Here is a 20,672-nt window from a genome sequence, read left to right on the forward strand (position 1 = left end):
GGGAATTGTCGGACGCGGACGCCCTCACGCTGCCGGCGGGGTAACCCGTGAAGACGCCGCCCAGGTTTCGGCGATGGCGACGATCGCCGCGTTGATCGGTCCGCTCGGGATCGCCGGCATCACCGAGGCGTCGACGACAAAGGCATTGTCGAAGCCGTTCAGCCGCAAGTCAGGATCGACGACGGCCTCGGTGTCACGACCCATCCGGCAGGTGCCGGCCGGATGGTGATGGGTGGAAGCAGCCCTGGCGATGAAAGCATCGAGTTCGGCATCGGACCGAACCGGTGCACCTGGCAGGATCTCCGTATCGCGCCATTCGTCCAGGGCCTCATGATGGCCGACCATGCGCGCCCGCTTCAACGCCATCCTGAATGTCGCGCGATCGTGTTCGGTTTCCAGATAATGCGGATCGATGACCGGCGCATCGTTGCGGCCCGGGCCGCTCGGTGTGATGCGCCCGCGGCTTGTCGGATGGGTGACGCCGCAAAGGATGGTAAAGGCCGAGCCATAAAGCGGGGCATTCAGGCCCTCGGCCGCCGACGGAGCGACGACGCAGGCGAGCACGATATCGGGACTTCCCGTCGAGCGGGTCGGGTCGTCGCTGTGCAGATACATCAGCGATTCGGAGTGCTGCAGGCGGGAAGGCGGCACCGGCTTTTTGGTGCTGTAGACATTTCCAAGAGCCAGCAGATGATCCTGCAGGTTGCGGCCCACCTCGCTGCGATCGGCAAGGCAGCGTATGTCAGCCTGCTTCAGCGTATCCGGGCAACCAATGCCCGACCGCATGAGGATGAGCGGCGTGGACACGGCGCCCGCGCAAAGGACAATCCGGTCGGCACAGAGCGTTCTGGTCTGGCCCTCGCAGACCACGCTCACGCCCGTGACCCTGTGGCCGTCCAGAACCAGATGCTCGACCTCGTGGCCGGTGAGCAAGGTCAGGTTCGGCCGCGCCATGACCCGCGGCGGCAGATAGGCGTCGGCGACGCTCAGGCGCTTGCCGTCGCGTATGTTGAGTGAATTGGGGCTGGTGCCGACCAGCTCGCCGCTGTTGTGGTCGCTCAGGGCGGGAGCCCCCATGGATCGCCCGGCGGCGATGTAGGCACGCACGACCGGACTGACCTCGGCGTCCGGCAGATAGACGTCCAGCGGGCCGCTCTTGCCGCGTGTTGGCCCGTCGAAAGCGGTGAAGGCTTCGCTGCGGATGAAGCCCGGCAACAATCCCCGATAGGACCAGCGCTCGCCGCCGGCCTGTGCCCAGGATTCGAAATCATCGGCATGGCCGCGCACATAGGCCATTGCATGCAGGCAGCTCGAGCCGCCGACTATCCTGCCGCGCGGCCATTCATGGACGCGGTTGGCGGTGAAGGGCTGGGGCACGGTCCGGTAGCTCCAGTCGTAGGCGCGGCCCTGGAGCATCGTCCATTTCAGCGGGTCGGCGATGTCGGGATCGGCCGGCATCGTCCCGGCTTCGATGAGGCCGACCTGGCACGACCGGTCTTCACTGAGACGGCTGGCAACAACCGAGCCAGCGGATCCCGCGCCGATGACCAGCACGTCGAAATGACGTTTCAGTTTGAAATTCCCCGCACAGGCTCGATGTCAGAGGTGATGCGATCACGCGGCAAAGGCGCCGGCATTCGACCGTTCCATGATCTGTCTCTGCACCGACAGAAGGTGCGCGCGCATTGCGGCCTCTGCCGCTTCGGGGTCGCGCTGCGAGATCGCTTCGGCGATCAGGCGATGCTCGCCGTCGCGGTGGGCGATCCGCTTGGGGCAGGTGGGTGCCGCGGTGCGCGCAACCTTCACCCGCGCATCGACACCGACCTGGCGCAGCATCTTGTAGAATTCCGCGGCGAGATGGTTGCGGGCCGCGGCAACGATCGCGAGATGAAAAGCGAAGTCGACCTCACCCGACGGGGCGTTCTCCGGCGTGGTTGCCGCGTCGAGGATCCGCGCCGTCTCGAAAGAGGAGGCGCGCAGCGACGCCAGTCGGGCAAGGCCCGGCTCCATGATCAGGCGCAATTCCAGGACCTCGATCGGATTGGTTACCCTGACCAGTTCCTCGCCATATCTCGGAAGGGCGGTCGGCGCCCGCCTGGCTCGCGCCGGTTTGAGGTCGCCCGAAAGGCGCAGCACTTCAAGCGCCTTGCGAAGCTGATGGCGCTTGACGCTCAGATGTTCCGCAAGATCGCGCTCGGACGGAAGCTTGCCGCCGCCCTGCTGCAACTGGCGGACCGCGGCGATGATGTCGTCGAGATCAGATGGTCCGACCTGCGGCTCGAATGCGCTCAAAACCAAATCTCCTGTCCGATCGGCAGACCGCCGACTCAACGTCCCGACATCATATTGTGACACGAAAACCTGTTCGACGGCACTCAACCAATTCAACCAATCTACAACTGTACGCAATGGTTGACAACACCAGTTGCTCGATGGTTGACTGCGCATGTCGACGGTTGCCATCGCGGCAGACGTCTTTCTCCCGAGGATCACGCATGCCGGCTGGCGAAACCTTTGACTACGTCATTGTCGGTGCGGGATCGGCCGGCTGCGTGCTGGCGAACCGGCTGAGCGAAGACCCTGCCGTGTCGGTGCTTTTGTTGGAGGCGGGGGATTGGGACCGCGATCCGATGATCCACATCCCGCTCGGCTGGGGCAAGATACTGACGGAGCGCCGCCACGACTGGATGTATTTCTGCGAGCCCGAGGCCAATGTCGGCGGCCGCAAGGTCGAATGCGCGCGCGGCAAGGTCATCGGCGGCTCTTCCTCCACCAACGCCATGGCTTATGTGCGCGGCAATCGCGGCGACTACGATCGCTGGGCGGCAAGCGGCCTGACGGACTGGTCGTTCGACAAGGTGCTGCCCTACTTCAAGAAGCAGGAGCGCTGGGAAGCGGGCGAAAGCCGGTACCGTGGCGGCGGCGGGCCGCTGAACACCCAGTTCTGCCGCTACAAGGACGAACTGATCGATGCCTTCGCCACAGCCAGCCGTGATGCCGGATACCCGCAGACCGATGACTATAACGGCGCCATACAGGAAGGCTTCGGCCGGCTGCAGATGACAATTGCCAACGGCCGCCGCTGCTCGACCGCAACCGCCTATCTGCGGCCCGCCATGCGGCGCGGCAATGTCAAGGTGCTGACCGGCGCGATGGCGACGAAGATCCTGCTCAGGGATGGCCGCGCAGCCGGCATTGCCTACACCAGAGGCGGGGCGAGCCATGAAGTTCTGGCGCGGCGCGAAGTTCTGCTTGCCGGCGGCGTCATCAACACACCGCAGCTGATGATGCTGTCAGGCATAGGCGACAGCGGCGAGCTGGCGGCGCATGGCATCGAGACGAAGGTCGATCGTGCGCAAGTCGGCAAGAATCTGCAGGACCACGTTTCGGTCATCCTGATGTATCGGCGCAAACAGCCTGGACCGTTTCTCAAGATGATGCGGGCCGATCGTATCGGGCTGGATTTCGTCAGGACTTATCTCACCGGAAAGGGCTTTTCGGGAGATGTGCCTGGCGGCGTCGTGGCATTCCTGAAAAGCGACACAAGCCGGCCGTTGCCGGACGTACAGCTGCTTTTCACCGCCGCGCCGCTTGGGGCATGGCCTTACATGTCGCCGTTCAAGGCGCCGTTCGCCGACGGCTTTGCGACCCGTATCGTTGCGGTGCAGCCGGAGAGCCGCGGCAGCGTCAAGCTGGCGTCGAGCGATCCGGTCGCCGCGCCCCTGATCCATCAGAATTTCCTGTCCTCGCAGCGCGACTGGCAGTCGCTTCGCGCCGGCTTTCGTGTTGCACGCAACCTTGCCAGCCAGCCGTCCATGACCCCGTTCGTCGGCGCGGAGTTCTTCCCCGGCCCGAAATGCGAGAGCGACGACGAGATCGACGAGCATATCCGCAAGACCTCGATCACCGTGCATCATCCGGCCGGCACGTGCCGCATGGGCGTCGATGCGGCATCGGTGGTCGATCCGGAATTGCGGGTGCGCGGCATTGCCGGGCTTCGTGTCGTGGACGCCTCGGTCATGCCCGACCTCGTTTGCGGCAACATCAATGCGGCGGTCATCATGATCGCCGAAAAGGCCGCGGATCTGATCCGCAGCCGCGCTCAACAGAGCGTGGCTGCCTGATAAGGCGGCCGGAATGCAACCAAAGTCTTTTGGTTGCGACTGAAAAACTGCGTTGGTTGGACTGTCATGCGCGTCAGCATGGCCGTGACGAAGCGGTTTCACGCCCTGATTGTGAGCTGAATTTCGTGCAGTTCTAGGCTATTCCTGCCTATTTCTGGGCATTTGCCTCTCAAGAATGCACCTCAACCAAAAACTTATAAATTCGCAATTTGGGTATTGTCGAGCAAAACCAATGCGAATACGGTTGAGTTGGTTAGAAGTATTTTCTTCGTGACGAGAGGTGTCCGATATGTCCCTGGCGCAACCAGCTAACGATGTGCTCACCAACAAGAAGGCGGCACTCAAGGGCCTCTACGACGCCCTCTACGCAAAGAACATGTTTCCGTTCTGGGCGACGTCGGAAGGCGTCGACCATGACGAGATCAAGCAACTGATGGCGACGTCGAGGGCCGTTCCCTTCGTGTGGTCCTATTCGGACATCGAGCCCCTGCTGCAGCGCGCGGCCGAACTTGTGACCATGGACGACAGCGAGCGCCGTTCGCTGATCCTCGTCAATCCCGGTCTTGCGCCCAAGCGTGCATCGGTCAGCACCATGTACACCGCCTACCGCCTGAACGATCCCGACGAGATCATGCCGCCGCACAAGCACTCGCCGAGCGCCATCCGCTTCGGCCTGACGGGCAAGGGCAATTTCACCGGCGTCGAGGGCGAAGACGTGGTCTTCGGCCCGGGCGACATGGTGCTGACGCCCAACGACGCCTGGCACAATCATGGCACCGTTGGCGGCGAGCAGGCGGTCAACCTGTCGGTGCTCGACCTGCCGCTGGTCGAAACGCTGCATGCCGTCCATTTCGACCACAAATACACCGAGATGGTCGACGGCAAGGAAGTCGAGAAGAAGGTGCAGACCGCCCGCTATCCCAGCGACTACTCACAGCGCATCTATGGCGAAGGTGGCCTGATGCCGCGTTTCGTCGACCACAAGCGTGGCGGCGGCCTGTCGTCGCCGATGTATGTCTATCGCTGGGAGAAGATGGAAGCGGTTCTCGATGCCCACAAGGATTGGGATGGCGACCCCCATGAAGGCATCGTCATCGACTATGTCGATCCGACGACCGGCGGACCCGTCTTCCACACCATCAATTTCTACGTGCAGATGCTGCGCCCCGGCGAGAAGACCTTGCCGCAGCGTGAGACCGCCAGCCTGCTCTTGGCGCCGTTCCGCGGCAACGGCCATTCGATCATCGACGGCAAGCGCTATGACTGGAACCAGTTCGACACCATCGCCATACCCGGCGGTTCCTGGGTCGAGCATGTCAACGGCTCGTCGAGCGAGCCGGTGATCTTCTTCGGCGCCACCGATGCGCCGACGCAAAAGGCGCTGCTCCTCTACAAGCGCTGGGGCCGCAACCAGGCCGGCGATCTGCTCCGTCTCGTCTAGTTCCGGTCCTCCGGCAGGCAATGTCCGCGCCGCCATTGGCGGCGTGGACATCGAAATGGAATTTCAGCAGCAAGGGCGTATGCATTTGGTTTCGGCGTTCAACACAAAGCAGATCGGCCATGTCGACTGCCCAGGCGGCGGTCAGGTCTGGGTCGACGGCAACATCCTTTATATCGGCCACATGCGGCCGCCGAGCGGCACGACGCTGGTCGACATTTCCGACCCGCGCAATCCGCGCAAAATTACGACGATCGATGTCCCGCCCGGTTGGCACTCGCACAAGGTGCGCGCCAAGGACGGACTGATGATCATCAACCACGAGCGCTTTGGCGACGCCGGCCCGGCTGATTTCGGCGGCGGACTGGCGCTCTATGACACCACCAAGCCGGCACAGCCGAAGCTCATCTCGAAATGGATAACCGGCGGCAAGGGCGTCCACCGCTACGACTTCGACGGCCGTTACGCCTACATATCGCCGACCGCCGACGGTTATGTCGGCAACATCGTGATGATCCTCGACCTGATCGATCCCGCGAAGCCGGTCGAGGTCGGACGCTGGTGGATACCGGGCCAGTGGACCGGGGGCGGCGAAGAGTATCCTTGGCACGACTATGTCACGCCGCGCTGTCACCATCCGCTGCGAATGGGCGACAGGCTCTATGTCAGCTACTGGCATCATGGCTTGTTCATCCTCGACATTTCGGACATCACCAAGCCGAAGCTGGTCTCGCACGTCAATTCGAGCCCGAGCTTTCCGCATCCCACGCACACCTGCCTGCCGATTCCACAGCCGCTCAAAGGCCGCAACATCATGGTGGTGGCGGACGAGGATGTCGCCAAGCTTCGGCCATCGCCGCCGGCCTTCACCTGGATTTACGATATCACTGACGAGACCAACCCGTTGCCGATCTCGACCTTCCAGGTGCCAGGCCTCGACACGGACGGTTCACCGCAGCCGCAGATGACCGGCTGCCATCAGCCTTCCGAGCGGTTCAATGGAACCGTCATTCCGTTTGCGTGGTTCGCGCAGGGGCTGCGCCTCGTCGACATCGCCGATCCGTTCGCGCCAAAGGAAGTCGGTCATTTCATGCCCGACGCGCCGGAGGGCGCGGAGCGTTCCTCGTCCAACGACGTGACCATCGACGACCGCGGCATCGTCTACCTGATCGACCGCATCCGCGGCGTCGACATCATCGAAACCAGCGTTCTCTAGGGGGATATGTTGAGCGACAGCACGCGAAAATCCGCCAGCCACTACGCCATCGGCAACAAGAACCCGAACCTGCCGTTTCATCCGGCGGTGCGTGCCGGCGATTTCATCTTCGTTTCGGGCCAGGTGCCGAAAGACGAGAACAACAACATGATCAGCGGCACGATCGAAGAAGAGACGCTGGCGACGCTGAAGACCATCGCGCGCGTCATCGCCCATGAAGGCGCGACGCTGTCGGATGTCGTGCGGATCACCACCTATCTCGAGGATACGCGCGATTTCGGCCGCTACAACAAGGCCTTCCTCGAAGGGATCGGCGACGCCGTTCTGGCGCGCACGACCGTCGAGGCAAAAGCGGTCATCAACACCAAGATCGAAATGGACGCCATCGTCTACAAGCCGCTGCCGGCGAGCAAGTAGGCCCTGGACACTAGCGAGGAGACGACATGTACAAGCTGTTAGGCCGCCAGACATCAGGCAACGTCCAGAAGGTGCTCTTCATGCTCGAAGAGCTGGGAGCGTCCTACAAGCGCGAGGATTATGGCCGCCAGTTCGAGAACACGCAGACGGCGGAATACAAGGCGCTCAACCCGACCTCCAAGGTGCCGACGCTGGTCGACGGCGACACCGTGATCTGGGAGTCCAACACCATCCTGCGCTATCTCGCTGCATTCGGCGGCGAACAGTTGAATGGCGCTACGCCGGCGGAAAAGACCGAGGTCGAGCGCTGGATGGACTTCCTGCTGGCTGCGGTCAATCCGGGCTACCTGGCGGCCTTCAAGGGCGCCAAACTCACGCCCGAGGAACAGACCGCCGAATACAAGGAGCAAGTGAAGGACCTTGTCGCGCAGCTCAAGATCGTCGACGGCCACCTGGCCGGCAAGGACTTCCTGGCGCTCGGCAAGCTGACCCTTGCCGACATTGCCTGCGCGCCGATCCTGAAGCGCTGCGTCGACTTCAAGATCGACCGGCCGTCAATGCCCAATCTGGAGCGCTGGGTGGCCGCGATCGCCGCTCGGCCGGCCTTCAAGGCGGCAACCACTGCTGCTCCCGCAAAGGCCGCATGATGATCAAGCGCGCCGCTCTCATCGGACTGGGAACGATGGGTCCAGGCATCGCCGCGCGGCTTTCGCGCGGCGGGCTCGATGTGACGGCGTATGACGTTTCGCCAGGGGCAATCGAGCGCGCCCGCGGCATGCTCGATCTTGCCGGCGGCGTGCTCGACCGTCTCGACATCGAGGCGCCCGGGACTGGCGCCGGCAAAGTGCGTTTCGTCGAGACGATCGCCGAGGCCGTCGATGGCGCCGAACTGGTGATCGAGAACGTGCCCGAGAATATCGACATCAAGGCGCAGACCTATCGTGACATCGATCCGCTGATCGGCCCGTCCGTCATCGTCGCGTCCGACACGTCGGGCATTCCGATCACCAAGCTGCAGGCGCATATCTCGCATCCCGAGCGGATGGTCGGCATGCACTGGTCGAACCCGCCGCACATCATCCCGATGATCGAGGTGATCGGCGGCGAGAAGACCGCGCCTGAAACCGTGGCTGTTATCCGCGATCTCATCCGCTCGATCGGCCTGCTGCCGGTGGTGGTGAAGAAGGACGTTCCAGGCTTCGTCGAGAACCGCGTGCTCTATGCGCTGCTGCGCGAGGCGGTCGATCTTGTCGAGCGCGGCGTCATCGAGCCGGAAGACCTGGACACCTGCGTGTCGTGGGGCATCGGCTACAAGATCGCCGTCATCGGCCCGATGGCGCTGCTCGACATGGCGGGGCTGGATATCTACAAATCCGTCTCGTCCTTCCTGAACGCCGATCTCTCCAACCGCGACGATGTCGCGCCGATGGTGCTGGAGAAGGCGGCTGCGTCGAAATTCGGCATCAAGTCGGGCGAGGGCATGTTTGCCTACACGCCCGAGCAGACAAAGGCGCTGCAAGGTGAACGGGCGCGCAAGCTCGTCGCGGTGCGGCGCATCCTGGAAGGCCGGGAGTAGCCAATGTCACATGGTGCGCACAGGGCCAGCCGGTTTGAGGAGTTCCACCGGTCGGCTGTTTGTGTGAAGGGCGCCTTCGCCATCAAGATGGTGCGGGTGCGGCAGAAAACAGCGCGCGGGGCGACAAGCCATGCGCATTGAAACCATCCGAGCCGCCGGCGACAGGCCGGCCCATATCCGCCATGACGATCTAATCTCCGCCAAGGGCGTTTCGGTGGTCATGGCCCGTCAGCTGATCCTCAGGAACATCGATCTTTCGGTGCCAAAGGGATCATTCGTTTCCCTTATCGGTCCTTCCGGATGTGGCAAGAGCACCTTGCTCAAGGTGCTGGCCGGGCTGGTGCAGCCTACCCAGGGCAGCGTTTCGATCGCCGGGCTCGCGCCGGTCGAGGCGGCGCGCAAGCGGATGATCGGCCTCGTCTTCCAGGACGCCAACCTGCTCCCCTGGAAAAACGCCGTCGACAATGCCTCGATGCTGCTCGGCATCGCCGACAAGTCGCTCTCGCGCTCGGATCTGCGGGCGCGCGGGCAGGAGATGCTGGAACTGGTGGGGCTGGGCGACAGCGCCCACAAGCGGCCAAACGAGCTGTCGGGCGGCATGCGGCAGCGGGTCGCCATTGCACGGGCCCTGGCGCTCGATCCGGCGGTCCTGCTGATGGACGAACCGTTCGGCGCGCTCGATGCCATCACCCGCGATTCGATGGGCCAGTCGCTGCTGGAGATCTGGCAGCGGACTGGTAAGACGATCGTGCTCGTCACCCATTCCATCGACGAGGCCATCCATCTGTCGCGCCATGTTCACGTGCTGGGGATCAAGCCGGGACGGATCACCGAGAGCCTCGACATTGCGCTGCCTTACCCGCGCGACCTGTCGGTCACCGAAGATCCGGAGTTCGTCAGGCTGGTGGTCCAGTTGCGAACGATGCTGCGCTCCAGCCATCAACCGGGAGGCGCATCTTGAGCGACCAACCCATAATCGACCTTTCCGAGCCGCGCCTCGCCTCCAGCTGGAGTGCGGCGACCGGCAGCTGGCTGCCGGCTGTCATCCTCCTGCTGGTGACGATCGTGCTGTGGGAAGCCGCGGTGCGGATCTTTGCCATATCCGCCTTCATCATTCCCGCCCCGTCCGAGATCGCGAAGTCGCTGGTGGCGCAATGGGGCACGCTGATGCAGGCGACGCTGGTGACGGCGGGCGAGATCCTGTTCGGCTTCCTGGTTTCGGTCGTGGTCGGCATTGCCATTGCGCTGGTCATCGTGCGCTTTGATTGGTTGGGACGCGCGCTGTATCCACTGGTGGTGCTGTTCCAGAACGTGCCGAAAGTAGCGCTCGCGCCGATCTTCATCCTCTGGTTCGGCTATGGGCTGGCGCCCAAAATCGGCCTGATCCTGGTCATCGCCTTCTTCCCGGTGACGCTGTCGATGCTGGCGGGCATGCAATCGGTCGACCGCTCGCTGCTGTCGCTGATGAATTCCGTCGGGGCCAGCCCGACGCAGATCCTGTTCAGGATCCGCGTTCCGCACTCGCTGCCGAACCTGATGGCCGGAACCAAGATCGCCGCCACGTTGAGCGTGATCGGCGCCATCGTCGGTGAGTTCGCCGGGGCGTCGGACGGTCTCGGCTACGTCATCCAGTTCGCGTCGACCCAGCTCGACACGGCGCTGGTCTTCGCAGCGCTGCTGCTCGTTTCCGTGCTTGGCATCGCCTTCTACTACGCCGCCGAAATCCTAGAACGCATCGTGGTGCCGTGGGCGCCGAAATTCAGCCAATCCTAGGCCCGCTCGATCAACCAATTCATAAAAGGGAACAAAAAATGCTGAGACGCTCACTTATCAAGGCCGCTACCTTCGCGGCGTTTGTCACGGCACTCGGCTTCTCCAGCGCGGCTCTGGCGGCGGACAAGGTCAACGTCCAGCTCGACTGGGTCGTGCGCGGCAATCACGCCATGTTCTTCGTCGGCAAGGAAAAGGGCTTCTTCGCCAAGAACGACATCGATGTGGCCGAGATCCGCAAGGGATCCGGCTCGCCGGACGCGATGCGGCTGGTGGGCAATGAGAACGCGGATTTCGGGTTCGGCGATCTTCCCACGCTTGCCGTCGCACGGTCGCAGAATGTCCCGGTCGTGGCGCTGGCAGCCGTCAATCAGCACTCCCCGCTGGGGATCATTTCGCTGGCCAAGACGCTGAAGCTCACCAAGCCGTCCGACCTCAAGGGACTGACCATCGGCATTCATCCGGCCGGTTCCACCTACATCTTCTTCAAAGGCTTCCTGGCCGCCAACGGCCTGACCGAAAAGGACATGACGCTGAACAGCGTCTCGCCTCCCTATGAAAGCTATTTGCTGCTTGGCCGGGTTCAGACGGTCGTCGGCTATATCGATGCGGAGGTTCCCGAACTGGAAGCGAAGGCCGGGGGCCCCGGCTCGCTCAGCATCATGATGGGGGCGGACTATGGGTGGAAAGCCTATGGCTCGGGCCTGTTCACCTCGCAGGCGATGATCAAGGACAAGCCGGACGTCGTGCGCCGCTTCGTCAAGGCATATAGGGAGGCCTTCGACTATGTCGTGGCTCATCCGGAAGAGGCCGCCGAGATCACGGCCAAGGCAGCGCCCGGCTATGCGGACAAGAAGGACGTACTGCTGGCGCAGATCAACGCCGACATCGCCTCGACGTTCACCAGCCCCGACACCAAGGAACACGGTCTCGGCTGGATGACGAAGACGCAGTGGGAGGAGACCCTGAAGACGCTGACGGACCAGGGCGTGCTCAAGGCGGCTCTGTCGGCGGACGACGTCTTCACCGACGCGTTCCTGGCAAAAGAATAAGAGGCGCGCGGTGTTCGAACGGAAAGCTCGATGAGCGCCTACCGGCAGACCAGGCTGTCCTGCGCCATGGCGCAGGACACATCACGCTCGCCTTTCGCCGCATCGGTGCGGTCGAGCGTGATCTGCACGCGGGTGGCATATGCTCGGCTCGCCAGACCGCACCACAGCCGCTCGACGGGCAGGTTCTCGCGCTTGCCGTTGAGGATCGTGAACGTGCCGGTCTTCGCATCGAACCAGAGCTCGACGCGGGTCTTCTTGCCCGGCTCGATCGTTGCGATCCCGGCCGAATACCAGTGGGCGAAGTCGGCGTTGCAGGAGAGGCCTTCGCTGCCCGCATTCGAAATCGTCAACGGAACCATGTCGAGCCCGTCAGTGCCGGTGCGGACGGCGACATGGTGCAACTCAACCGCGTTGGCGAAGGACGATAACGCCAGCATCACCGGAAGGGCATAACGGATCTTCACTTTGCCTGAGCTCCACAATGTAATTTTTCCTAGGCAGTCTATCTCGCTTTCGCGCAATAACAATAAGAATATTGATTGGTGAAACAACAGAGAGGGTAAAATGTTAAAGCTTCTTAAGAGCAGTGTAAGTGCAGTTATATTGACCAGTGTCTTGTTGAGCGGCGCGCTTGCCGGCGAGGTCAAGTCGATCGCCATCCTCACGCCCGAAGAAGGCACGGACTACGGCTGGAACCAGCAAGGCATCGATGCCGCCAAGGCGGCTGGCAAGGCCGCCGGCGTCGAAGTGGTCGTGGCCCAGGGCCTCGGCTATGGCGATGTTCGTCCGACCTTGCGGGAACTTGCCTCCGACGGCGCCAGCCTGCTGATCGCGCATGCCAGCGGCTACAACACCTCGGCGCCTGAAATCGCCAAGGAATTGAAAGTTCCGGTGGCAATCGTCGACACGCCAGCCGGCCTGGAGAAGGGCCTTGTCGCCGACTATACGCTGAGCGGCCACGAGGGCGCCTATCTCGCCGGCCGTCTCGCCGCCAAGGTGTCGCGTTCCAAGTCGGTCGGCATCGTGGTGTCGGGCGAACCGCCATCGTGGAATTCGCAGTCGGCGGCGTTCGCGCAAGGCGTGAAGGCGGAGAACCCGGACGTCAAGATCACCTACGCGGTGATCGGCCCGGCCGCCTACAGCGATGCGGCCGGCGGCAAGCGCGTCACCGAAAGCGTGATCGCGTCGGGCGCCGACATCATCTTCGGCCAAGGCAACGGTTCGAGCTTCGGCATGCTGCAGGCGGTCGAGACAACCAAGGCAGCCGATGGCGGCAAGGTCTATTTCATCGACGTCATCGGCGACAAGTCACCGATCGACAAGGGCTTCCTGCTGTCGTCGGTGGTGTGGAATATCGAGCCGGTCTATGCGGCGATGATTGCCGACCTGAAGGCGGACACGTTCGGCACCAAACACTATACGATCGGCCTCAAGGACGACTCGGTCAAGTTGCTGAAGACCGCTGCGATCCCGGACAATGTCTGGACGGAAATCCAGGCGCTGCGCGAGGACGTCATTTCCGGCAAGATCAAGGTCGAGCCGGTCTATGACGCGGCCGCCGTAAGGGCACTGATGACCAGCGTCGCCCAGTAAGGCGGTCATGGTCGGCTGCCGGAGGGGTGATCCGTTCACCCCTCCGGACGATTCCTGTTTTTTGGTGCTGGGCTTCATGAGCGGTTTTTCTTCATCGTCCGTTGCCGGGCGCGACATCGTCGCGCTTGAAGGCGTGACCAAACGGTTCCCCGGCATCGTTGCCAATGACAGCGTCGACCTGTCGATCCGCCCGGGCGAAGTGCATGTGCTGCTGGGCGAGAACGGCGCTGGAAAATCGACATTGATCGGCATGTTGTCCGGCCTGCAGCAGCCTGACGAAGGACGCATACTGGTCGACGGCAAACCGACGCCGATCACCTCGCCACGCCATGCGCTGGCACTCGGCATAGGCACCGTATTCCAGCACATGATGCTGGTGCCGACGCTGACGGTGGCGGAGAACCTCCTGCTTGGCGAGCCGTGGTGGCAGCGCCCCAGGACCGAGGAACTGGCGGCGCGCGTCGCCGAGATCACCGGCACGCTCGGCATCACCGTCAAGCTTCAAGCCAAGGTATCGGAGTTGTCGCTCGGCGAGCAGCAGCAGGTCGAGATACTGCGCGCGATGCTGCGCAACAGCCGGCTGCTCATCCTTGACGAGTCCACCTCCATGCTGACGCCGAAAGGTATCGACGAACTGGGCGCGCTGATGCGCCGCCTTGTCGAGCAGGGCCTTGCGATCGTCTTCATCACCCACAAGCTCAAGGAGGCGGCTGCCTTCGGCGACCGCATCTCGGTGCTGAAGCTTGGCCGCAAGGTCGGCGAGATTCCACCCGAGCGGTTTCGCACGCTGGGCGAACAGGAGATCGTCTCGGAGATCGTGGAATTGATGTTCGGCAAGCAGAAGGATGACCCGGAAGCCGTCGAGCGTCCTGTCCGCACTGCCCGCGCCGGCGCTGACCCGCTGCTTCAGGTGACGGACCTGGCGGTAGCGGCGACGGACAATGCGCCGGGCCTGTCGTCGATCTCCTTCGACATCCGCCCGGGCGAGATCCTCGGCATAGCCGGCATCGACGGCAACGGCCAGAAGCAGCTGGCGGAAGCGCTGGCCGGCCAGCGTACAGCCACAAGCGGCTCGGTGCGGCTGGACGGCGCCGCCATCGAGACGCTGAGCGTCGGCGAGCGCCGCCGGCGCGGCCTTCGCTACCTGACCGACGACCGACTGGGCGAGGGCACTGTCGGCACCTTCCCGGTCTCGATCAATTTCTTCCTCAAGCAGGTCGGCGCGGCCCCGTTCTGGCGCAACGGCGTCGAGCAGCGCGCGGAGATCGACAAGCGCGCCGCCCAGCTCGTGCGCGAATACGACGTGCGCACGCCGAGCCTGAAGACGCCCGTCGCGCGGCTGTCCGGCGGCAACATCCAGAAGGTGCTTCTGGCACGGGAACTGGCTGAAGGCGCCAAGGTGGTGATCTTCAACAAGCCGACCTATGGGCTCGATCTCGCCAACACATTGGCGTCGCGCCAGCGCATTCGCGATACGGCGGCGCGTGGCCTTGCCGTGCTGCTGATCTCCACCGACCTCGAGGAATTGCTTGGCATGTGCGACCGCATCGCCGTCATCGCCGACGGCGCTTTGGTCGGCACCGTCGAGAACGTAGACGACGCCCGCACAAAGGTCGGTCGCCTGATGATCGGACTTGCCGCATGAGCATCGACACCGCACCCACGGTCAGCGCCACCGCACTCGATGCCACGAGCGGGGCAGCGACGCGCCGCGACATCCTGCATCGGCTGCTGATGACGCTCGGCCCGATCCTTATCGCGCTGGTCATAGCCGGCTGTATCCTGCTTGCCGTCGGCGTCGACCCGCTGGCCTATTATGGCTTCGTGCTGGAGAAGGGACTGTTCTCGCCGCTCGGCATCCAGCAGACACTGACGCGCATGGCGCCGCTGCTGTTTCTCGCCGCCGGCCTGATCGTCGCCTTTCGCGCCGGCATGTGGAATCTCGGCGGCGACGGCCAGTTCCTGCTTGGCGCGGTGACGGCGGCTGCCAGCGCTCCCGTGTTCGTGCAGATCATGCCAGCCTGGCTGGCGCTGGTCTGCTCGTTCCTCATCGCCATGGTGGTGGCGATGATCTGGTCGCTGGTGCCGGCGCTGCTGCGTGCCTATCAGGGCGTCAACGAGATCATCACCACCCTGATGATGACGTTCCTCGGCACCTCGCTCGCCAATGTGCTGGTCAAGCTGGCGTTTCGCGACCCAAGCACGACCGTGCCGCAGACGCGCACGCTGCCGGTGGAGGACCGGCTGCCGCGCCTGTTCGAAACGACCATCACCAGTGGCCTGCTGCTTGGGCTGGCGGCGATCGTCATCGTGCATCTGGTGATGACGCGCACGGCGTTCGGGCTGAAGCTGAGGATCGTCGGCGCCAATCCACGAGCGGCGGTTCACTCGGGGCTCGGCGTTCCCGGCCTGACCGTCGCCGTCTTCGCCATTTCGGCCGGGCTGGCCGGGCTTGCCGGCGCCGTCGACATCATCGGCGTCCAGGGCAATGTCCGCGCAGACTGGAATCCCGCCTACGGGCTTGCCGTAATACCCGCCGTGTTTCTCGCCCGTATGAACGGCTTTGCGGCCATCGGCTTCGTATTCCTGCTTTCGGTGCTTTCGATCGGCGGCGAGAGCGCGGCGCGCCGGCTCGGTGTGCCCAATCATTTCACGCTGGTGCTGGTTTCCATCGTGCTGATCGTGCTCGCGCTCGCCGAATATTTCGATCACCGATACAACCAGTCGCGGAGGGCCTAGGGCATGACCGGGCTGTTCAGCGAGGTCTTTCTCAGCGCGCTGCTGTTTGGCGCCGTCACCGCAGCGATCCCGCTGCTGCTTGCCGGGCTCGGCGAGCAGATCTCCGAGAAGGCTGGCGTGCTCAATGTCGGCATCGAAGGCATGATGCTGGCCGGCGCCTATCTCGGCTTTGTCGGCGCTTTCTATTCCGGGTCGCTGTGGCTGGGCTTTCTCACCGGCGCCGCCGGGGGTGCTGCGGTGGCGCTTGTCATGGCGCTGCTTTGCGTGCGCATCGGGCTCAATCAGATCGTCATCGGCATCGCGCTGACCTTGGGGCTGGAAGGCCTGACGGCGCTGCTCCACCATTTCCAGTTCTCGCGCAGCTATCCGCGCCTGCCCGCGGCGGATGCGACTGTCATTCCGCTGCTTTCGGACATCCCGGTCATCGGGCCTGCATTCTTCAAGCATCATCTGATCGTCTATCTGGCGGTCGCACTGGTTTTCGGCATGGGCTACATCTACCGGCGCACGCAGCTGGGCCTCAATTTGCAGGCGGCAGGCGACAAGCCGGCCGCGCTCGATGTCGCCGGCATCGATGTCGTGCGGACCCGCACCATCGCCGTGCTGACGACCGGAGCGCTGGCCGGGCTCGGGGGCGCGTATCTCGCCAATGTCGGGGCCGGCCTGTTCATTCCGTTCATCACCAATGGCGCGGGCTTTCTCGGCATCGTGCTGGCCATGCTGGCGCGCGGTCGCCCGATCTGGGTGCTGTTCGGCGCGTTGCTGTTCGGTGTCTGCCTTTCGCTGACGACGGCCATGCAAGTGGCCGGCATCAACATACCGACCGACATCATCCAGATGCTGCCGTTCCTGGCGGTGATGATCATGCTGGTGCTGTTCGGCCGGCGCGCCAGCCTGCCGGCGGCGCTCGGCATTCCATATGAGCGCGGCGCGCGCTGAGGACAATTCATGCGCGGACGGGACCCGCGCCAATAAAGGAGGCAAGAATGTCGGATACCAAGGTCTACCTGCTCGACGGCGGCTCGCTCGTTCTCGACGGATATCATGTGTTCTGGAACCGCGGCCCTGGCGGCGAAGTGCGCTTCCCGGTCTATTCGATCCTGATCGAACATGCCGAGGGCCGGTTCCTCATCGACACCGGCTATGACTATGATCACGTGATGAAGGTGCTGCCGTTCGAAAAGCCGATCCAGGAAAAGCACCAGACCATCCCAGGCGCCCTGGCGCTGCTCGGCCTCGAACCGAAGGACATCGACGTCGTCGTCAATTCGCATTTCCACTTCGATCATTGCGGCGGCAACAAGTATTTTCCGCACGCCAAGAAGATCTGCCACCGGACCGAGGTGCCGCAGGCCTGCAATCCCGAACCTTTCGAGCATCTCGGCTATTCCGATCTGAGTTTTTCGGCGGAGGCTGCCGAAGCGCGTGGCGCGACCGGGCAATTGCTTGCGGGAACGACACGGGCGAATTCGACCTTTGAAGGCATCGATGGTGACGTCGAGCTTGCCAGGGGCGTCCGGCTGATCTCGACGCCCGGCCATTCGATCGGCCATTACAGCCTGCTGGTCGAGTTCCCCAAGCGCAAGCCGATCATGTTCACGATCGATGCGGCCTATACGCAGAAGAGCCTCGAGACGCTGTGCCAGGCGGCCTTCCACATCGATCCGGTGGCGGGCGTCAATTCGATGCGCAAGGTGAAGAAACTCGCCGAAGACCATGGCGCCGAGCTGATGTACTCGCACGACATGGACAACTTCAAGACCTACAAGACCGGTACGCAATTCTACGGCTGACCGCCGCCAATCCGGAGACAAGACGATGCGCTATCTCGAACACGCCGATCCGGTCATCACCCTGACCGCGGGACCGGTGAACGCCTATGCCGAAGTGTTGCGCGGTCTCGGCCGCACGGTGCTCTACGACTACGACCCGGCGTTCCAGCTTTTCTATGAGGGTGTGGTCGACAAGGCGCAAAAGGCGATGCGGCTGTCGAACAAGCCGGTCATCCTGCATGGCGAGCCGGTGCTTGGCCTGGAGGCCGCCGCTGCCTCGCTGATCACGCCGGACGATGTCGTGCTCAACCTTGCCTCCGGCGTTTACGGCAAGGGGTTCGGCTATTGGGCGAAGCGCTATTCGCCACATCTGCTCGAGATCGAGGTGCCCTACAACGAGGCGATCGATCCGCAGGCGGTCGAGGCAATGCTGAAGGCGCATCCGGAGATCACCGTCGTTTCCGTCTGCCACCACGACACGCCATCCGGCACCATCAATCCGATCGACGCCATCGGTGCGCTGGTTTCAGCGCATGGCGGCTATCTCATCGTCGATGCCGTCTCGTCCTTTGGCGGCATGAAGACGCATCCGCAGGATTGCAAGGCCGATATCTATGTCACCGGCCCGAACAAATGCCTGGGGGCGCCTCCCGGATTGACGATGATGGGCGTCAGCGAGCGGGCCTGGGCCAAGATGAAGGGCAACGAGGCAGCCCCCCGCGCGTCGATGCTGAGCATCGTCGACTGGGAGCATGCGTGGTCGCGGGAAAATGCGTTTCCGTTCACGCCGTCGGTCTCGGAGATCAACGGGCTCGATGTCGCGCTCGACCTCTATCTCAATGAGGGGCCGGAGGCGGTATGGGCGCGCCACGCGCTCACCGCCAAGGCCATGCGCGCCGGCGTCACCGCGATGGGCCTGTCGATCTGGGCCGCCAGCGACAGCATCGCGTCGCCGACCACGACCGCTGTCCGCACCCCCGAAGGCGTCGACGAGAAGGCGCTTCGCCAGGCTGCCCGTGCCCGTTACGGGGTGGTGTTTTCGTCTGGCCGCGGCGAGACATTGGGCAAGCTGACGCGCATCGGCCATATGGGTCCGACCGCCCAGCCGATCTATGCGATCGCGGCGCTGACGGCACTTGGCGGCGCCATGAACGCGGCCGGCCAGAAACTGGCGATCGGCAGGGGTATCGACGCGGCGCTGGCCGTGATCGACGCCGACGCCTGAACAGACATCACCACGGATTGAGGGAGCATTTTCATGACTGAACGGCTTGCGGGGAAGACGGCCCTGGTTACGGGCGCTGCGCAGGGTATCGGCAAGGCGATCGCCGCGCGGCTCGCCGCCGACGGGGCAACCGTCATCGTCAGCGACATCAATGCCGAAGGCGCCAAGGCGGCGGCCGCGGCAATAGGCGGAAGGGCGAGGGCGATTGCCGCCGACATTTCCGATCCGGCCTCCGTCAAGGCACTCTTCGCCGAAATCCAGACCCTGACCGGGGGCATCGACATCCTGGTCAACAATGCCAGCATCGTGCCGTTCGTCGCCTGGGACGATGTCGACCTCGACCATTGGCGCAAGATCATCGACGTCAATTTGACAGGCACCTTCATCGTCAGCCGCGCCGGCACGGACCAGATGCGTGCGGCAGGCAAAGCTGGGCGGGTGATCAGCATCGCATCCAACACCTTCTTTGCCGGCACGCCGAACATGGCGGCCTATGTCGCGGCCAAGGGTGGCGTCATCGGCTTCACCAGGGCGCTCGCCACCGAACTCGGCAAATACAACATCACCGCCAATGCGGTGACGCCCGGCCTGATCGAGAGCGACGGCGTCAAGGCGAGCCCGCACAATGAGGCGTTCGGCTTCGTCGAGATGCTTCAGGCGATGAAAGGCAAGGGGCAGCCGGAACATATCGCCGATGTGGTCTCGTTCCTGGCCTCCGACGATGCGCGCTGGATCACCGGCCAGACGCTCAATGTCGACGCCGGGATGGTGCGCCACTAAAGCATTCCGCACCCCAAACCCCTGTACGCTTTCGGGCGATCTGCACCCAGGTCGCGACGGGCGGACAGGCGCGGCCAAAAATGTATCCGCAAGGCCGCAGTCGGCCAATCAAGGAAAAATCACAGTGGACTTCGGATTCGACACGTCGGTTTTCGACGGGCTGACGATTGCAATGCTGGTCGCCGGTCTGGCCATGACCGGAATGGCCTCCGGCGTGCTCGCCGGTCTGCTGGGGGTCGGCGGCGGCATCGTCATCGTCCCGGTGCTGTTCTGGGTGCTTAGCCTGTTCCACTTTTCGCCTGCTGTGATCAGCCATCTGGCTGTCGCGACGTCGCTTGCGGTCATCATCCCCACCTCGATCTCGTCAATGCGGTCGCACAACAGGCGCGGCAATGTCGATCGGCCTCTGCTCACTCTGTGGGGACCGGCCGTTTTCGTGAGTGCCCTGATCGGTGGCATCACGTCGAAGTTCATCCCGGGCGCCGGCTTGCGGCTGGTTTTCGGCGTCGTCGGCCTGCTGGTGGCCCTCAACATGGCGTTGCCGAAGCACCTCGTGATCTCCGATCACTTGCCGCAGAGCGGCTGGATCAACCGTGCGATCGCTTCTGTGATCGGCTTTGTCTCTTCGCTCATGGGAATTGGCGGCGGCACGCTCTCGGTGCCGACGCTTTCCAGCTTTTCCTTTCCGGTGCACCGGGCCGTCGGCACATCGTCGGCGCTTGGCCTGCTTATTGCGCTTCCGGCAGTGGCTGGCTTCATCTGGTCGGGTCTCGCAATCGCAGGCAGGCCTCCGCTCAGCCTGGGTTACGTCAGCCTGCCGGCGGTTGCCATCATAGCGCCCGTGAGCTTCCTCTTCGCACCCTTGGGCGCAAGGCTCGCCCACGCGCTCAACCCGCGCTACCTGAAACTTGCCTTTGCATTCTTCCTGGCGATCACGGCCGGGCGAATGCTGCTGGCTTGAATTTCGCTG

General features: G+C 63.5%; 20 protein-coding genes. 17 read left to right on the forward strand and 3 right to left on the reverse strand.

Going from position 1 to position 20,672, the window contains the following annotated elements; genetic code table 11:
* Positions 1 to 24 precede the first annotated feature (24 nt).
* Both MESCI_RS10125 and MESCI_RS10130 read right to left on the reverse strand, forming a co-directional pair.
* Positions 25 to 1,572 carry a GMC family oxidoreductase gene (locus MESCI_RS10125; protein ID WP_164920019.1) on the reverse strand — a complete coding sequence of 516 codons (1,548 nt, stop codon included), beginning with the start codon at positions 1,570 to 1,572 and terminating at the stop codon, positions 25 to 27.
* Positions 1,573 to 1,614: 42 nt separating this feature from the next.
* Positions 1,615 to 2,292 carry a FadR/GntR family transcriptional regulator gene (locus tag MESCI_RS10130; protein WP_013529856.1) on the reverse strand — a complete coding sequence of 226 codons (678 nt, stop codon included), beginning with the start codon at positions 2,290 to 2,292 and terminating at the stop codon, positions 1,615 to 1,617.
* Positions 2,293 to 2,495: 203 nt separating this feature from the next.
* On the opposite strand from MESCI_RS10130, the gene MESCI_RS10135 reads away from it, so the two are divergent.
* The 9 genes from MESCI_RS10135 to MESCI_RS10175 all read left to right on the forward strand — a co-directional run bounded on the left by MESCI_RS10135 (position 2,496) and on the right by MESCI_RS10175 (position 11,593).
* The gene (locus MESCI_RS10135) at positions 2,496 to 4,124 is read left to right on the forward strand and encodes a GMC family oxidoreductase (protein WP_013529857.1); all 1,629 of its coding nucleotides are present in this window, start codon (positions 2,496 to 2,498) and stop codon (positions 4,122 to 4,124) included.
* A 289-nt stretch (positions 4,125 to 4,413) separates the two neighbouring features.
* Positions 4,414 to 5,565: a cupin domain-containing protein gene (locus MESCI_RS10140; RefSeq protein ID WP_013529858.1), complete on the forward strand. Its 1,152-nt coding sequence runs from the start codon at positions 4,414 to 4,416 to the stop codon at positions 5,563 to 5,565.
* Between the two features lie 55 nt (positions 5,566 to 5,620).
* Positions 5,621 to 6,778, forward strand: a complete 1,158-nt coding sequence (locus tag MESCI_RS10145) for an LVIVD repeat-containing protein (protein WP_013529859.1) — start codon at positions 5,621 to 5,623, stop codon at positions 6,776 to 6,778.
* A gap of 6 nt (positions 6,779 to 6,784) precedes the next feature.
* On the forward strand, positions 6,785 to 7,195 hold the full coding sequence (locus MESCI_RS10150) for a RidA family protein (protein ID WP_013529860.1): 411 nt from the start codon (positions 6,785 to 6,787) through the stop codon (positions 7,193 to 7,195).
* Between the two features lie 26 nt (positions 7,196 to 7,221).
* Positions 7,222 to 7,842 (forward strand): glutathione S-transferase family protein, encoded by a 621-nt coding sequence (locus tag MESCI_RS10155; RefSeq protein ID WP_013529861.1) that lies wholly within the window; start codon positions 7,222 to 7,224, stop codon positions 7,840 to 7,842.
* The gene (fhmpcd1, locus tag MESCI_RS10160; RefSeq protein ID WP_013529862.1) at positions 7,842 to 8,771 is read left to right on the forward strand and encodes a 5-formyl-3-hydroxy-2-methylpyridine 4-carboxylate 5-dehydrogenase; all 930 of its coding nucleotides are present in this window, start codon (positions 7,842 to 7,844) and stop codon (positions 8,769 to 8,771) included. The genes MESCI_RS10155 and fhmpcd1 overlap by 1 nt, the downstream gene beginning before the upstream one ends.
* Before the next feature lie 130 nt (positions 8,772 to 8,901).
* Positions 8,902 to 9,732 (forward strand): ABC transporter ATP-binding protein, encoded by an 831-nt coding sequence (locus MESCI_RS10165; RefSeq protein WP_013529863.1) that lies wholly within the window; start codon positions 8,902 to 8,904, stop codon positions 9,730 to 9,732.
* On the forward strand, positions 9,729 to 10,544 hold the full coding sequence (locus MESCI_RS10170; protein ID WP_013529864.1) for an ABC transporter permease: 816 nt from the start codon (positions 9,729 to 9,731) through the stop codon (positions 10,542 to 10,544). Before MESCI_RS10165 ends, MESCI_RS10170 begins: the two co-directional genes overlap by 4 nt.
* 38 nt (positions 10,545 to 10,582) lie before the next feature.
* Entirely contained in the window at positions 10,583 to 11,593 is a 1,011-nt protein-coding gene (locus tag MESCI_RS10175) for an ABC transporter substrate-binding protein (protein ID WP_013529865.1), read from the forward strand.
* Between the two features lie 38 nt (positions 11,594 to 11,631).
* On the opposite strand, the gene MESCI_RS10180 is transcribed toward MESCI_RS10175, so the two are convergent.
* The gene (locus tag MESCI_RS10180; protein ID WP_013529866.1) at positions 11,632 to 12,057 is read right to left on the reverse strand and encodes a hypothetical protein; all 426 of its coding nucleotides are present in this window, start codon (positions 12,055 to 12,057) and stop codon (positions 11,632 to 11,634) included.
* Between the two features lie 139 nt (positions 12,058 to 12,196).
* Between MESCI_RS10180 and MESCI_RS10185 the strand changes: the two genes are divergently transcribed.
* From MESCI_RS10185 to MESCI_RS10220, 8 genes are all read left to right on the forward strand, one after another.
* Positions 12,197 to 13,186, forward strand: a complete 990-nt coding sequence (locus tag MESCI_RS10185) for a putative B6 ABC transporter substrate-binding protein (RefSeq protein ID WP_244506860.1) — start codon at positions 12,197 to 12,199, stop codon at positions 13,184 to 13,186.
* Between the two features lie 76 nt (positions 13,187 to 13,262).
* Complete coding sequence (locus MESCI_RS10190; protein WP_013529868.1) at positions 13,263 to 14,831, forward strand: putative B6 ABC transporter ATP-binding protein; 1,569 nt, start codon at positions 13,263 to 13,265, stop codon at positions 14,829 to 14,831.
* Positions 14,828 to 15,925 (forward strand): putative B6 ABC transporter permease subunit 2, encoded by a 1,098-nt coding sequence (locus MESCI_RS10195; RefSeq protein ID WP_013529869.1) that lies wholly within the window; start codon positions 14,828 to 14,830, stop codon positions 15,923 to 15,925. The genes MESCI_RS10190 and MESCI_RS10195 overlap by 4 nt, the downstream gene beginning before the upstream one ends.
* Positions 15,926 to 15,928: 3 nt before the next feature.
* Positions 15,929 to 16,864, forward strand: coding sequence for a putative B6 ABC transporter permease subunit 1 (locus tag MESCI_RS10200; protein WP_013529870.1), 936 nt, complete (start codon positions 15,929 to 15,931; stop codon positions 16,862 to 16,864).
* A gap of 47 nt (positions 16,865 to 16,911) precedes the next feature.
* Positions 16,912 to 17,718 carry a 4-pyridoxolactonase gene (pldA, locus tag MESCI_RS10205; RefSeq protein ID WP_013529871.1) on the forward strand — a complete coding sequence of 269 codons (807 nt, stop codon included), beginning with the start codon at positions 16,912 to 16,914 and terminating at the stop codon, positions 17,716 to 17,718.
* A 25-nt stretch (positions 17,719 to 17,743) separates the two neighbouring features.
* The gene (ppaT, locus tag MESCI_RS10210) at positions 17,744 to 18,922 is read left to right on the forward strand and encodes a pyridoxamine--pyruvate transaminase (RefSeq protein WP_013529872.1); all 1,179 of its coding nucleotides are present in this window, start codon (positions 17,744 to 17,746) and stop codon (positions 18,920 to 18,922) included.
* A 33-nt stretch (positions 18,923 to 18,955) separates the two neighbouring features.
* Positions 18,956 to 19,702, forward strand: a complete 747-nt coding sequence (pldH, locus tag MESCI_RS10215) for a pyridoxal 4-dehydrogenase, SDR-type (RefSeq protein WP_013529873.1) — start codon at positions 18,956 to 18,958, stop codon at positions 19,700 to 19,702.
* A gap of 124 nt (positions 19,703 to 19,826) precedes the next feature.
* Positions 19,827 to 20,663, forward strand: coding sequence for a sulfite exporter TauE/SafE family protein (locus MESCI_RS10220; RefSeq protein ID WP_013529874.1), 837 nt, complete (start codon positions 19,827 to 19,829; stop codon positions 20,661 to 20,663).
* Positions 20,664 to 20,672 lie beyond the last annotated feature (9 nt).

It is taken from the genome of Mesorhizobium ciceri biovar biserrulae WSM1271 (genome assembly GCF_000185905.1).
Classification (GTDB): Bacteria; Pseudomonadota; Alphaproteobacteria; order Rhizobiales; family Rhizobiaceae; genus Mesorhizobium; species Mesorhizobium ciceri.

Bases quoted from the DNA above. Each gene is read 5' to 3' on its own strand.
- MESCI_RS10150 (WP_013529860.1), top strand. From the start codon at position 6,785: ATGTTGAGCGACAGCACGCGAAAATCCGCCAGCCACTACGCCATCGGC.
- MESCI_RS10165 (WP_013529863.1), top strand. From the start codon at position 8,902: ATGCGCATTGAAACCATCCGAGCCGCCGGCGACAGGCCGGCCCATATC.
- fhmpcd1 (WP_013529862.1), top strand. From the start codon at position 7,842: ATGATCAAGCGCGCCGCTCTCATCGGACTGGGAACGATGGGTCCAGGC.
- MESCI_RS10155 (WP_013529861.1), top strand. From the start codon at position 7,222: ATGTACAAGCTGTTAGGCCGCCAGACATCAGGCAACGTCCAGAAGGTG.
- ppaT (WP_013529872.1), top strand. From the start codon at position 17,744: ATGCGCTATCTCGAACACGCCGATCCGGTCATCACCCTGACCGCGGGA.
- MESCI_RS10145 (WP_013529859.1), top strand. From the start codon at position 5,621: ATGGAATTTCAGCAGCAAGGGCGTATGCATTTGGTTTCGGCGTTCAAC.
- pldH (WP_013529873.1), top strand. From the start codon at position 18,956: ATGACTGAACGGCTTGCGGGGAAGACGGCCCTGGTTACGGGCGCTGCG.
- MESCI_RS10200 (WP_013529870.1), top strand. From the start codon at position 15,929: ATGACCGGGCTGTTCAGCGAGGTCTTTCTCAGCGCGCTGCTGTTTGGC.
- MESCI_RS10135 (WP_013529857.1), top strand. From the start codon at position 2,496: ATGCCGGCTGGCGAAACCTTTGACTACGTCATTGTCGGTGCGGGATCG.
- MESCI_RS10190 (WP_013529868.1), top strand. From the start codon at position 13,263: ATGAGCGGTTTTTCTTCATCGTCCGTTGCCGGGCGCGACATCGTCGCG.
- MESCI_RS10195 (WP_013529869.1), top strand. From the start codon at position 14,828: ATGAGCATCGACACCGCACCCACGGTCAGCGCCACCGCACTCGATGCC.
- pldA (WP_013529871.1), top strand. From the start codon at position 16,912: ATGTCGGATACCAAGGTCTACCTGCTCGACGGCGGCTCGCTCGTTCTC.
- MESCI_RS10175 (WP_013529865.1), top strand. From the start codon at position 10,583: ATGCTGAGACGCTCACTTATCAAGGCCGCTACCTTCGCGGCGTTTGTC.
- MESCI_RS10140 (WP_013529858.1), top strand. From the start codon at position 4,414: ATGTCCCTGGCGCAACCAGCTAACGATGTGCTCACCAACAAGAAGGCG.